Raw genomic sequence first — 13,165 nt, 5'->3', positions numbered from 1 at the left:
GAAGCGAGGCTGAGGTGTAATACCTCAGCTTTTTTGTGTTTCCAATTAGCTAGGGGTACTTTTCTAAGCCTTATCAGGCTTTGGATGGATTTTTTACCCCATTTGCCCTTGTGGATTTCCTTTTTATTTTATTTTAGGTATAATAGGAAGTATGAAAGTATTACTGTATCTTGAAGGAAAGTCCGTTTTGGAGAAATCAGGAATCGGCCGAGCCCTCCAGCATCAGATGCATGCCTTGGATTTGGCTGGGATTCCTTATACGACGGACGTTTTAGGAGATTATGATGTGGTCCACATCAATACCTATGGTCCCCGTAGCTTGCTTCTCCTGCATGCTGCCAAGAGGGGCAATAAAAAAGTGATTATGCATGGGCATTCAACTAAGGAGGACTTTGAAAATTCCTTTATTGGTTCCAATCTCTTTGCCCCGCTTTTTGGCAAATATCTGACGCACATGTATAAAAAGGCGGATTTCATTATCACGCCGTCGGAGTATTCCAAGCAGCTTATCCAGTCTTATGGGGTCACAACACCTATGGTGGCTGTGTCAAACGGTATTGACCTGCCTAAGTATAAGAAAGATGCTCGCAAGGAAGAAGTTTTTAAAAAGTACTTCAAGATTGAAGAGGGGCAGAAGGTGGTCGTTTGTGCTGGTCTTTATTTCCGCCGCAAGGGGATTGAGGATTTTGTAGAGGTTGCCCGCAGGATGCCAGATGTGCGCTTTATCTGGCTGGGCTCTATCAATCTCTGGCTGATTCCGCGCAAGATTCGCCGTCTGGTTCTCTTTGACCATCCTGATAATGTTGAATTTCCCGGCTATTTTAAGGGAGCGGTATTTCAGGGAGCCATGTCTGGAGCGGATGCTTTCTTTTTCCCGTCCTATGAGGAAACAGAAGGAATTGTTGTCCTGGAGGCCTTGGCCAGTGAGCAGAATGTTGTGCTGCGCGATATTCCAGTTTATCATGGCTGGGTGGATGAGCGTTCAGCCGAGCTCTGTCATAACGTAGACGAGTTTGTCCAGTCTCTGAGAAATGTCTTAGATAAAAAGGTGGACAAGCGCGAAGCAGGTTATCAGGTGGCTAAAAGCCGGTCTATTGACGATGTTGCAGATCAGTTAGTCAAGGCTTATCAAACAGTTTTGGAGATGTAAGATGCGTATTGGTCTTTTTACAGATACCTATTTTCCTCAGGTTTCTGGGGTTGCTACCAGTATTCGGACTTTGAAGACGGAGCTGGAAAAATTAGGTCACACGGTATTTATTTTTACGACGACGGACAAGGATGTCAATCGCTATGAGGATTGGCAGATTATTCGGATTCCCAGCGTACCTTTTTTTGCCTTTAAGGACCGAAGAGTGGCTTACCGAGGCTTTTCTCACGCCTTAGAAATTGCCCGTCAGTACCAGCTAGATATTATCCATACCCAGACTGAGTTTTCACTAGGGCTACTGGGGATTTGGATCGCCAAAGAGCTGCGGATTCCGGTAGTACATACCTATCATACCCAGTATGAAGATTATGTGCATTATATTGCCAAGGGGATGGTCATCCGTCCTAGTATGGTCAAGTACATCGTCCGTGGCTTCATGAGTGACTTGGATGGGGTTATCTGCCCTAGTGAGATTGTTTATGATCTCTTGGTTGATTATAAAATCGAAGCAGAAAAACGGGTAATTCCGACAGGGATTGAGCTGGCGAAGTTTGAGCGGCCGGAAATTTCGCGTGAGGATATCAAGAAACTCCGTTTCAAGCTAGGACTAGCTGAAGATGAGATTATGCTGCTCAGTCTGTCGCGAATTTCTTATGAAAAGAATATTCAGGCTATCGTTGAGGCGATGCCTGCTGTCCTTGAAGAAAATGACAAAGTCAAGCTAGTCATTGTCGGCGACGGTCCCTATGCGGAAGACTTGAAAGAACTGGTTGCCAAGCTTCAGATTGAAGAAGCTGTCATCTTTACGGGGATGATTGCTCCTAGTGATACGGCCCTTTACTACAAATCTGCGGATTTCTTTATCTCTGCGTCAACCAGTGAGACCCAAGGTCTGACTTATCTGGAAAGCTTAGCCAGCGGCACACCGATTATTGCCCATGGTAATCCTTATCTGGATAATGTTATCAGTGACAAGATTTTTGGGACCCTTTATTACCAAGAGCGGGATTTATCAGGCGCTATTTTAGAGGCGATTATTGCGACGCCTGACATGGATGAGCAAAAGCTAGCAGACAAGCTTTACGAGATTTCAGCGGAGAACTTTAGTCGCAGAGTCTATGAGTTTTATCTGGATTTAACCATTTCCAAGGACTTCCATAACGAGCTCAGCCCAGAGGAAAGTGCTGCCAAGCGTCTGGCCAAGACAGTGGCCTATCTGCCTGGCAAGGTCATCTCTCTTCCAATCAATGGCTCCGTTCGTATCCTCAAAGCTTCGAGTAAGCAAGTTAAAAAAATCAAGAATATTACTAAGTTATTAGAATAGAAATATGCCTTGCATCATTGTGGCAATAGCTATTTATGCAAGGTTTTGTTTAAAAATAGAGGAGAAATCTTATGAAAAAATATCTCAAACAGTTGCCGTGGTTGCTTTTGTTCTATGGCATTGTCGTTGGTTCGGGCTTGATTTGGGAACAAATTTGGCAATATTTTATAAATAATACAGAAAGTATGGAAAGCGATTTGAGCTGGCTTTCTAATCTTAATTTATTTTATTATGCTGTGCTGCTTCCTTTGATTGGCGCAGTGATTGTTTATATAAATACTCGGATGCAAGGTTTTTCACTGCCCTTTCTTCTTTTGATTCCAGGGGTTCAGTATTATTACTTATTCAAAAACTTTTTTGACGGACTTTTTTACTCAGGAGACAAGATTTATAATCCAATCACTTCCACGCTTTATAATGCTAGGGATATTCATGTCTTGTTATTCCTTTCTTTGGGAGGAATGCTGCTGGCAGAGCAATACCGTAAAAAACGTCAAGTTGCCACTTTGAGTCAAGAGGCTCTAAATCGTTTTTCTGGTTTTGATGGTCAATAGCTCTTGCAAATTTCTCCAATCGTGCTATAATGTTTTCTAGAGACAAATCACCTGCAGGAAATCTTTTAGAGAGCGCGTGGAGCTGGGAATCGCGTAGAGGATGCAGTTGGGACTACTCTATTAGCTTTTATGCAAACATAAAACGGTGGCTACGTTAGAGCCGATTCGAGGTGTGAGTCTTTCGACTTGCATAAATGAAGGTGGAACCACGTTGCGACGTCCTTTTTGGATGTCGTTTTTCTTTTGTCAGAAGGAGGGAGAATGGTGCTTTATATGATTGGCGGATCGCCTTGTAGTGGGAAGTCAACAATTGCTTCACTTCTTGCTAGACAGTATCAGCTGCTTCATATCAAACTGGATGATTTGGTAGACGAGATGATGAGTCAAGCAAGTGCAGACTCACAGCCGATTTGCCTTCTTAGACAGGACAGAAATCCGGAACAAATCTGGATGAGAAATCCAGAAGAGATGGCAGATGAAGAATGGCGCTTTTATGAAGAGATTTTTCCTTATGTAAAATCTTACTTGATAAAAAATCAAGATAGACCTCTCTTGGTGGAGGGGGCAGGACTTTTGCCTCACTTGGTAAAGGAGCTTGAATGCCCAGTGCCCTCTTATCTATGCTTGACTCCGACAGCTGATTTTCAGAAAAAGCATTATAGACAGAGAGAATGGGTTCCTTATGTCTTAGAGGGAACAACCAATCCTGAGCAAGCTTTTGAAAACTGGATGCAGCGAGACATTCTTTTTGCTCAAATGGTTCGGAAGGAAGCGGTGAGACTAGGCTATTCTAGCCTCATAACAGATGGTAGTCAATCAGAAAAGCAGACTGCGGAAGAGATTGCTCGAATCTTTAAATTGTCCAATATAAATAGAATAGATATTAAAGGAGAAAACTCATGATTAAGATTACTTTCCCAGATGGCGCTGTGCGTGAATTCGAATCTGGCGTGTCAACTTTTGAAATTGCTCAATCTATCAGCAATTCTCTGGCTAAAAAAGCTTTGGCTGGTAAATTCAACGGCAAATTGATTGATACGACTCGTGCCATCACTGAAGATGGTGCCATTGAAATCGTGACATCTGACCACGAAGATGCTTTAGATATCTTGCGTCACTCAGCAGCCCACCTGTTTGCACAAGCGGCTCGCCGTCTTTTCCCAGATATTCACTTGGGCGTTGGTCCTGCCATTCAGGATGGTTTCTACTACGATACAGATAATGAAGCAGGGCAAATTTCAAATGAAGATTTGCCTCGTATTGAAGAAGAAATGAAGAAAATCGTCAAAGAAAACTTCCCATCCATCCGTGAAGAAGTGACTAAGGATGAGGCGCGTGAAATTTTCAAAAACGATCCTTACAAGTTGGAATTGATTGAAGAGCACTCAGAAGATGAGGGCGGTTTGACCATCTACCGTCAGGGTGAATATGTCGATCTCTGCCGTGGGCCTCATGTCCCATCAACTGGTCGCATCCAAATCTTCCACCTCTTGAACGTGGCCGGTGCATACTGGCGCGGGAACAGCGACAATGCTATGATGCAGCGTGTATATGGTACTGCTTGGTTTGACAAGAAAGACCTGAAGAAATATCTGCAAATGCGGGAAGAAGCTAAAGAACGCGACCATCGCAAGTTAGGTAAAGAGCTGGATCTCTTCATGATTTCTCAAGAAGTGGGTCAAGGTTTGCCATTCTGGCTGCCAAATGGTGCGACTGTCCGTCGTGAGTTGGAGCGCTACATCGTTGACAAAGAGTTAGCTTCAGGCTACCAACACGTCTACACTCCGCCTTTGGCTTCTGTAGAGCTCTATAAGACTTCTGGCCACTGGGAGCACTATCAAGAGGATATGTTCCCAACCATGGATATGGGTGATGGGGAAGAGTTTGTTCTGCGTCCTATGAACTGTCCTCACCACATCCAAGTCTACAAACACCATGTTCACTCTTACCGTGAGCTTCCAATCCGTATTGCTGAGATTGGCATGATGCACCGTTATGAGAAATCTGGTGCCCTGACTGGTTTGCAGCGAGTCCGTGAAATGTCCTTGAACGATGGCCACCTCTTTGTAACGCCAGAGCAAATTCAAGAAGAGTTCCAGCGTGCGCTGCAGTTGATTATCGACGTTTACGCTGACTTCAACTTGACAGAATATCGTTTCCGTCTGTCTCTTCGTGATCCTCAGGATACGCATAAGTATTTTGATAACGATGAGATGTGGGAAAATGCCCAAACCATGCTGCGAGCAGCCTTGGACGAAATGGGTGTGGACTACTTTGAAGCAGAAGGAGAAGCAGCCTTCTACGGTCCAAAACTTGATATTCAGGTTAAAACAGCCCTAGGAAATGAAGAAACTCTGTCAACTATCCAGCTGGACTTCCTCTTGCCAGAGCGTTTTGACCTCAAGTATGTCGGAGCTGACGGTGAAGAGCATCGCCCAGTTATGATTCACCGCGGAGTTATCTCAACCATGGAGCGCTTTACAGCCATCTTGATTGAAAATTACAAGGGTGCCTTCCCGACCTGGCTGGCTCCGCATCAAGTGACCTTGATTCCGGTTTCCAATGAAGCCCATATTGACTACGCTTGGCAAGTGGCTAAGAAGCTGCGTGACAAGGGTGTCCGTGCTGATGTGGATGAGCGTAATGAAAAAATGCAGTACAAGATTCGTGCTTCACAAACTAGCAAGATTCCTTATCAGCTTATCGTTGGTGACAAAGAAGTAGAAGACGGTACTGTTAATGTCCGCCGCTACGGTCAAAAAGAAACACATACAATACCGGTAGACGAATTTGTAGAGCAGATCTTAGCAGACATTGCCAACAAATCACGTGTTGAAAAGTAGAATTCATTAGATAACGATGAAACCCGAGCCAATTGGCTCGGGTTTAATTGTTTTCTATCTGTAGGTAGAAACTTCTTTAACTAATTATGTTAGCAAGTTTAAACTTAATTCAAATATTTATCCACATAATCATCAAAATCAGGATACTCATTTCGGTTCATGGCATAGAGCATTTCCCCATAGAGAGGGTCGCTAGACGGGTCGTCAGGTTCTAGAAGAGTAGCTATTTTCATATCATCATCTGGGAAAAGGATGGTGTAGTGATAGGTGTCGCTGACAGTGATACTGTAATATTTGGTATTATCTTGATAGCCTGACTTATCTATCTTATAGTGAAATTCTTTATCGCCTAGCTTGCCGGTCTTGTCATTGAAGACAATGTCAATGTCCTCTCCATTTGCTTTCTGAGCCTTCCATTTTCCCTGGAAACTAGAGTGCTGACCGCAGGCGCTGAGAAAGATTAGTGTTAAGAAAGTGATGAAAAGCCATGTTAGTTTTTTCATATCGTTCTCCTTGTCTATCCTTTGATATTATTCTACCACAAATATTAAAAATAAAAAAGCTGAGTTGGCAAAACTCAACTTTTAGAAAGTAGTTCTGTATTTGAGCTACTTATTCTGCAGCTTGAGCCCAGTGTTGGGATAGCTTGCGCGAGAAGCTGGAAATAGCGAAGTTAATCAGGAAATAGATGGCTGCTACTAGTAGGTAGAGCGCGAAGACTTGTTCAGCTTCAAAATAGCGTCCCATCAGAATTTGAGCAGAACCAAAAAGTTCTTGGAGCGCAATAACAGAATAGAGAAGGCTAGTATCTTTAATCACTGTGACAAACTGAGAAATGATGGCTGGCAGCATTTTCCGAATAGCCTGAGGTAGGATGATATAACGCAGTATCTGAAACTGGGTAAATCCTTGAGATAAGCCAGCTTCAGTCTGACCTGGATCAATGGCATTGAGGCCGCCCCGGATAATTTCTGCCAAAGCAGCAGAAGTAAAGACAGTGAAGCTGATGATACCGGCTGGTGTTGACTTAATCTGAAAGACTAAAAAGATGGTGAAAATCCAGAGCAGATTGGGTACATTACGGACAAATTCGATATAAATGCTGGCAATTAGCTTGAGCAGTTTATTTTTTCCGTTTCTCATGACTGCTAGAATAGTTCCAAAAATCGTGGATAGGATAATGGAAATGAAAGAAATTTGCAGTGTCAGCCAGAGCCCCTTAAGGATAAAGAGGAGGTTGTTTGTGGTTAAGACTTTTAAAATATTTTCCATAGACACCTCCTTAGATGCTGTAAGCTTGTTTATTGGCTTCCTCTACCCTACGTCCCCAGCTGGCGATTGGGAAGCAAAGGAGGAAGTAGAGCAGAGCTGCTCCGGCAAAGGCTGGGATGTAGCTGGAGTTCAGAGCAGACCAAGACTTGGTCACGAACATCAGATCCATACCAGAGATAATAGCGACGGTAGAAGTGTTTTTTATCAGATTGACGACCTGATTGATTAGCGGTGGTAGGATAATCCGAAAAGCTTGGGGCAGGATGATGTATCGCATAGTTTCGACATAGGTAAAGCCCTGAGATAGTGCAGCTTCGGTCTGCCCACGAGGAATGGACTGGATACCTGAGCGGATGACTTCGGCGATATAAGCACCGTGGTAGAGCCCTACACAGAGCACCGCAGTCCAATAGATTGAGGGCATGATGGTGTAATTGCTGACTAGCGGAAGACCGTAAAAGACAATCACAAATTGCACTAAGAGTGGTGTATTCTGATAAAACTCAACAAAAATACGAGCTAGACCACGTAGAACTTTATGCTTACCTGTGCTGATAGCTCCGAAGAAAATCCCTAGTAGAAGAGCCAAGGTCAGGGCACCGATAGAAATAGCTAAGGTAAAGAGGAACCCTTGGAAAAACTTGCCAAAGTCTGCAAAGTAGGCTTGCCAAGAAGAAATACTAAAACTCATGTGGTCTCCTTTCTAATCATCTGTTGAAGCAGATGGTTTTAAATTATATTTGTCATAAAGTTTCTGCAGACTGCCGTTTTCCTTCCATTTAGAGATTAGGCTATCTACATAGTCATTCAATTGAGTATTTGATTTTTTTGTTACCACACCGTAATCGGCTTTTTTGAAGCTGTAATCCAGAATGTTTGACTTGGAACTTACATAGCCGGTCAGGATAGACTTGTCAACAGAAATGGCATCAATACGGTGAGCCCGCAAGGAAACAGCAAGTTCAGGGTAGGAGCCTAACTCCACATATTTGAAGTTGAGCTTTTTCTCTTGGGCGATTTCTTCCAGCAAGGTTTGAGTAATAGAGCCCTGGACGACACCGATAGTCTTGTTATTCAAGTCCTTGACGTCTGTAATTTTGCTGGATTTATTAACTAGAAAACCAGAAGCATCGGTATAGTAAGGGGTTGTAAAATTATAGATTTCCTTACGCTCATCTGTGATGGTAAAGGTCGCAATTACCATGTCAACTTGTCCGTTGTCCAGAAGTGGTCCGCGGGTTTGTGCAGTAACTGGGACGTAGTTGATTTTGACGCCTAGTTCCTTGGCAATTTTCTTTGCAATATCGATTTCTAAACCGCTGTAAGTATTGCTATCAGGATTGAGGTAACCAAAGTTAGGTACATCCTGCTTGACACCGACATTAAGAACTCCGCGTTTCTGGATGGCCTTGACCTGTTGGCTGGTACTGGAATCGGCTTGTGCGGGAGCGGCGTGAATCAAGCCTAGAGTCAGAAGGAGTAAGAGTAGGCTGATGATTATTTTCTTTAGTTTCATAAATCTTCTCCTTTTTAAGAAAGCACGTTATCACTCTCATGGTTGATAATTTTACTGAGAAACTGCTTAGCGCGAGGTTCGGTAGGATTGTCAAAGAAAGCATCAACATCAGTAGTATCTACTAACACCTCACCGTCTGCCATGAAGATAATACGGTCAGCTACCTCACGAGCAAAGCCCATCTCGTGTGTGACCACAATCATATTCATGCCGTCTTTGGCTAATTTTTGCATAACAGCCAGAACATCCCCGATTGTCTCAGGGTCAAGAGCAGAAGTCGGTTCATCAAAGAGCAGGAGCTCAGGGTGCATGGCTAAACCGCGGGCAATGGCAATCCTTTGCTTTTGTCCACCAGACAGCATGCCTGGGTAAGAGTCTTTCTTATCCCACATGTTGACAAATTCTAGATATTTTTGAGCGATTTTTTTAGCTTCTTGTTTATCCATTCCTAGAACTTTAATAGGTGCCAAGGTAACATTTTCTAACACTGTTTTGTGGGGGTAAAGATTAAAATGTTGAAAGACCATTCCGACTTCTTTACGTAAGTTGACCAGATCTTTGGCAGCAGCGTTCACGACCTCGTGGCCGTTGACAATCAGACTTCCCTGGTCAATGCCTTCTAAAGCGTTGATTGTACGGATAAGAGTAGATTTTCCAGAGCCAGATGGTCCCAGCAGTACAACCACTTGCCCTTTTTCAAAACTGAGATTGATATTGCGCAGAGCATGGTAATCTCCGTAATACTTTTCGACATTTTTAAATTCAACTAAAGCCATATCTTTCTCCTTTGTGTTAGATAATATGACATAGATTTTACCATAGAATAAATAAACTGTCAAATTGAATAAAAATGACTATTTTTATTCTGAGAAAAAATTTTTTTGGATGAGAATTGTCCATTTTCTACAAATGTGGAATAAAAATGGCTTGAATTAGTGTTTTTTAAGAAAACTTTGGTATAATAAGACTAGATAAATAAATAAAATTGGATTGGGAGTCTAGCTAGGTAAACTAGATTACCTTTTGCACGTTTTGATGCAGGACGACTTAGCTGACTATGTCACAACTTTTCTATCATGGAGTTGATTCAATCCCAATCTTATGTTAAGGTGAACATATGAAGAAAATATTAGTTGTAGATGATGAGAAGCCAATCTCAGATATTATTAAGTTTAATATGGCCAAGGAAGGCTATGAGGTTTTGACTGCCTTTGATGGTAAGGAAGCCTTGGAAATGTTTGAGGCAGAACAGCCAGACATCTTGATTCTAGACTTGATGCTGCCAGAAGTGGACGGACTGGAAGTGGCTCGGACTATTCGCAAGACCAGCAATGTTCCGATTATTGTATTGTCTGCTAAGGACAGTGAGTTTGACAAGGTTATCGGCCTTGAAATCGGTGCAGATGACTATGTGACCAAGCCTTTCTCAAATCGTGAGCTGCAGGCGCGTGTCAAGGCTCTTCTTCGTCGTGCAGACCTTGTGGTGGAAAACCAAGTAGAAGAAAGTGGCCCGAACGAGTTGACCATTGGGGAACTGCAGATTTTGCCAGATGCTTTTGTAGCTAAGAAGCATGGCAAGGAGCTGGAGCTGACCCACCGTGAGTTTGAGTTACTTCACCATTTGGCGACACATATCGGTCAGGTGATGACACGTGAGCACTTGCTGGAAACAGTATGGGGCTATGACTATTTTGGTGATGTCCGTACAGTGGATGTGACCATCCGCCGCCTGCGTGAAAAGATTGAAGATACGCCAAGCCGGCCTGAGTACATCTTGACTCGCCGCGGAGTTGGCTACTATATGAGAAATAATGATTGAAGCAATTAAACAATTTGTGGTTTCTGCGGATTTTGTCTTTGCAATCATTATTATCGGCTTCATTGTAGTTGTTGCTCTGCTTTTATTGGAAAATCGCCGTGATAACCAAAAGCTTGTACAGCTTAATCAAAAGGTTAAAGATTTGATCGCAGGGGACTATTCTGAAGTGCTGGACATGCAGGGTAGTCCAGAAATCACAGATATGACCAACAGTATCAATGATCTTTCAGAGGTCATTCGACTGACACATGAAAACCTTGAGCAAGAAACAAAACGCCTTTCCAGTATCCTGTCCTATATGACAGATGGCGTGCTTGCGACCAACCGCCGGGGGCAGATTATCACTATCAACGATATGGCAACCAAGCAGTTGGGAGTTAAGAGAGATGAGGTCCAAAATATGAGTATTTTGGATCTGCTTTCGATTTCAGACGAGTATGATTTGAGGGACCTGATTACCAATGTCCCTGAGCTGACCATTGACTCTCAGGATGAAAATGGTGAGTACTTGAGCTTGCGGGTTCGCTTTGCCTTGGTAAGGCGGGAATCGGGCTTCATTTCTGGTTTGGTAGCTGTCTTGCATGACACGACAGAGCAGGACAAGGAAGAGCGGGAGCGTCGCCTCTTTGTTTCCAACGTCAGCCACGAGTTGCGGACTCCGCTGACCAGTGTTAAGTCCTATCTGGAAGCCCTAGATGAGGGGGCCCTGTCTGAGCCAGTAGCACCGGACTTTGTCAAGGTATCGCTCAATGAAACCAACCGCATGATGAGGATGGTGACGGACTTGCTTAGTCTGTCCCGTATTGACAACGAGACCAGTCATCTGGAAGTAGAGCTGACGAATTTCACAGCCTTTATCACCTTTATCCTCAATCGCTTTGACAAGATAAAAAATCAAGACGAGACCAAGAAATATGAGATTATCCGTGATTATCCGATAACACCGATTTGGGTGGAGATTGATACAGATAAGTTGACCCAGGTCATTGATAATATCATGAACAATGCCATCAAGTATTCGCCGGATGGTGGAACCATTACTGTTTCCATCAAGACAACTGATGAGCAGTTGATTCTTTCGATTGCAGATGAGGGACTGGGGATTCCCAAGCAGGATCTGCCTAAGATTTTTGACCGCTTTTATCGAGTGGATAAGGCACGTAGCCGTGCACAGGGCGGAACAGGTCTGGGGCTAGCTATTGCTAAAGAAATTATCAAGCAGCATCAGGGCTTTATCTGGGCTAAGAGTGAGTATGGTGTGGGTTCGACCTTTACCATTGTCTTACCTTATGAGAATGATGGCGTCCGGGATGACGACTGGGATAATGAAGATGATATATAGAAAGTAAACATGACTAAAGGATTTCAATACAGTATTCTGGCGTCAGGATCAAGCGGTAACTGTTTCTATCTGGAAACAGATCAAAAGCGGATTCTGGTTGACGCTGGCTTATCAGGGAAAAAAATTACTAGCTTGCTGGGCGAAATTGGCCGCAAGCCTGAGGATTTGGATGCCATTTTAGTGACCCATGAGCACAAGGACCACATTCATGGTGTTGGTGTATTGGCCCGCAAGTATAATTTAGATATTTATGCTAATGAGGCTACTTGGAAGGCTATGGAAAAGGACTTGGGCAAGCTGGATGCTAGTCAAAAGCATATCTTTGAACTGGGAAAGACCAAGACTTTTGGAGACCTAGATATAGAAAGCTTCGGAGTCAGTCATGATGCAGCCTGTCCGCAGTTTTACCGCTTTATGAAAGATGACAAGAGTTTTGTCATGCTGACGGATACGGGCTATGTCAGTGACCGGATGGCTGGGATTATCGAAAATGCCGACGGGTACCTGATTGAGAGCAACCATGATATTGAAATTCTTCGCAGCGGTGCCTACCCTTGGAGTCTCAAGCAGCGGATTCTGTCGGATATGGGCCACCTGTCCAATGAAGACGGAGCGGAGACTATGATTCGGACTCTGGGCAATCGCACCAAACGAATCTATCTGGGCCATCTCAGTAAGGAAAACAATATCAAGGAATTGGCTCATATGACCATGGTCAATCAACTGGCTCAAGCCGATATGGCAGTTGGTCACGACTTCCAGGTCTATGATACCTCGCCTGATACCGCAACGCCTTTAACGAGTATTTAAACACTAGACCGCAAGGTTTGGTTTTCTTGCTCTAGTGCGGTATCCATTAAATATTTAAAAAGTAACGGTTTTATTTTGCAAAGGAGCTTGTATGCGGCCAATTTACTTTGTGGTAGGTCTATTATCTTTAGGGTTAGGAGTTTTGGGGATTTTTCTGCCTCTACTGCCGACGACACCATTTCTTCTCTTGTCCATTGCCTGCTTTTCGCGCAGTTCCAAGCGTTTTGAGAATTGGCTCTATCATACCAAGATGTATCAGACTTATGTGGCGGATTTTCGAGAGACGGGAACGATTGCCAAGGAGCGTAAGAAAAAGATTATTGTTTCCATCTATATCTTGATGGGGATTTCCATTTTCCTGGCGCCTATTATTTGGGTCAAGATTGGTCTGTTGGGTCTGACTGTTTTTATCACCTATTATTTGTTTAAAGTAATTCCGGATAAGGAATAGAAATCACTTTCAGCAGGTGCGTTTGCGCCTGTTTTTTGTTATAATAGAGACTGTATATCTTTGGAAAGGAAAAGGTATCATGCT

At 43.4% G+C, this 13,165-nt stretch carries 14 protein-coding genes; 9 read left to right on the top strand and 5 right to left on the bottom strand.

What is annotated here, in order from left to right:
• Window positions 1-151: 151 nt before the first annotated feature.
• From D8877_RS07145 to thrS, 5 genes are all read left to right on the top strand, one after another.
• A complete protein-coding gene (locus D8877_RS07145) occupies window positions 152-1,150 on the top strand; it encodes an LTA glycolipid anchor biosynthesis glycosyltransferase, IagA/BgsA family (RefSeq protein ID WP_002920724.1) in 999 nt (332 codons plus the stop codon).
• A 1-nt stretch (window position 1,151) separates the two neighbouring features.
• Window positions 1,152-2,474 (top strand): glycosyltransferase family 4 protein, encoded by a 1,323-nt coding sequence (locus D8877_RS07140; RefSeq protein WP_125340947.1) that lies wholly within the window; start codon window positions 1,152-1,154, stop codon window positions 2,472-2,474.
• Between the two features lie 71 nt (window positions 2,475-2,545).
• Window positions 2,546-3,028 (top strand): hypothetical protein, encoded by a 483-nt coding sequence (locus tag D8877_RS07135; protein WP_125340946.1) that lies wholly within the window; start codon window positions 2,546-2,548, stop codon window positions 3,026-3,028.
• Between the two features lie 261 nt (window positions 3,029-3,289).
• Entirely contained in the window at window positions 3,290-3,931 is a 642-nt protein-coding gene (locus D8877_RS07130) for an adenylate kinase family protein (protein ID WP_175859824.1), read from the top strand.
• Window positions 3,928-5,871 carry a threonine--tRNA ligase gene (gene thrS, locus D8877_RS07125; RefSeq protein WP_125352911.1) on the top strand — a complete coding sequence of 648 codons (1,944 nt, stop codon included), beginning with the start codon at window positions 3,928-3,930 and terminating at the stop codon, window positions 5,869-5,871. Before D8877_RS07130 ends, thrS begins: the two co-directional genes overlap by 4 nt.
• A 104-nt stretch (window positions 5,872-5,975) precedes the next feature.
• Here the strand turns inward: thrS and D8877_RS07120 are convergent, their stop codons facing one another.
• From D8877_RS07120 to D8877_RS07100, 5 genes are all read right to left on the bottom strand, one after another.
• Window positions 5,976-6,374 (bottom strand): hypothetical protein, encoded by a 399-nt coding sequence (locus D8877_RS07120; protein WP_125352908.1) that lies wholly within the window; start codon window positions 6,372-6,374, stop codon window positions 5,976-5,978.
• Window positions 6,375-6,483: 109 nt separating this feature from the next.
• Window positions 6,484-7,143 (bottom strand): amino acid ABC transporter permease, encoded by a 660-nt coding sequence (locus tag D8877_RS07115; RefSeq protein WP_125340944.1) that lies wholly within the window; start codon window positions 7,141-7,143, stop codon window positions 6,484-6,486.
• Window positions 7,144-7,153: 10 nt separating this feature from the next.
• Complete coding sequence (locus D8877_RS07110) at window positions 7,154-7,834, bottom strand: amino acid ABC transporter permease (protein ID WP_125340943.1); 681 nt, start codon at window positions 7,832-7,834, stop codon at window positions 7,154-7,156.
• A 12-nt stretch (window positions 7,835-7,846) separates the two neighbouring features.
• The gene (locus tag D8877_RS07105; RefSeq protein ID WP_125340942.1) at window positions 7,847-8,659 is read right to left on the bottom strand and encodes a transporter substrate-binding domain-containing protein; all 813 of its coding nucleotides are present in this window, start codon (window positions 8,657-8,659) and stop codon (window positions 7,847-7,849) included.
• A gap of 14 nt (window positions 8,660-8,673) precedes the next feature.
• Entirely contained in the window at window positions 8,674-9,435 is a 762-nt protein-coding gene (locus tag D8877_RS07100; protein ID WP_009659238.1) for an amino acid ABC transporter ATP-binding protein, read from the bottom strand.
• Window positions 9,436-9,776: 341 nt separating this feature from the next.
• Here D8877_RS07100 and yycF point away from each other — a divergent pair, with 341 nt between their 5' ends.
• From yycF to D8877_RS07080, 4 genes are all read left to right on the top strand, one after another.
• The gene (gene yycF / locus D8877_RS07095; RefSeq protein ID WP_002894937.1) at window positions 9,777-10,478 is read left to right on the top strand and encodes a response regulator YycF; all 702 of its coding nucleotides are present in this window, start codon (window positions 9,777-9,779) and stop codon (window positions 10,476-10,478) included.
• Window positions 10,471-11,820 carry a cell wall metabolism sensor histidine kinase VicK gene (vicK, locus tag D8877_RS07090; RefSeq protein WP_125331413.1) on the top strand — a complete coding sequence of 450 codons (1,350 nt, stop codon included), beginning with the start codon at window positions 10,471-10,473 and terminating at the stop codon, window positions 11,818-11,820. Before yycF ends, vicK begins: the two co-directional genes overlap by 8 nt.
• A gap of 9 nt (window positions 11,821-11,829) precedes the next feature.
• Window positions 11,830-12,630: an exodeoxyribonuclease WalJ gene (gene walJ, locus D8877_RS07085; RefSeq protein WP_125340941.1), complete on the top strand. Its 801-nt coding sequence runs from the start codon at window positions 11,830-11,832 to the stop codon at window positions 12,628-12,630.
• 91 nt (window positions 12,631-12,721) lie between these two features.
• Window positions 12,722-13,081 carry a YbaN family protein gene (locus D8877_RS07080; protein WP_002903152.1) on the top strand — a complete coding sequence of 120 codons (360 nt, stop codon included), beginning with the start codon at window positions 12,722-12,724 and terminating at the stop codon, window positions 13,079-13,081.
• Window positions 13,082-13,165 lie beyond the last annotated feature (84 nt).

The organism is Streptococcus sanguinis, from assembly GCF_003943735.1.
GTDB classification, from domain to species: domain Bacteria; phylum Bacillota; class Bacilli; order Lactobacillales; family Streptococcaceae; genus Streptococcus; species Streptococcus sanguinis_E.
The sequence above is the reverse complement of the archived record's forward strand: the minus strand, read 5'-3'. Positions and strand labels throughout refer to the sequence as shown.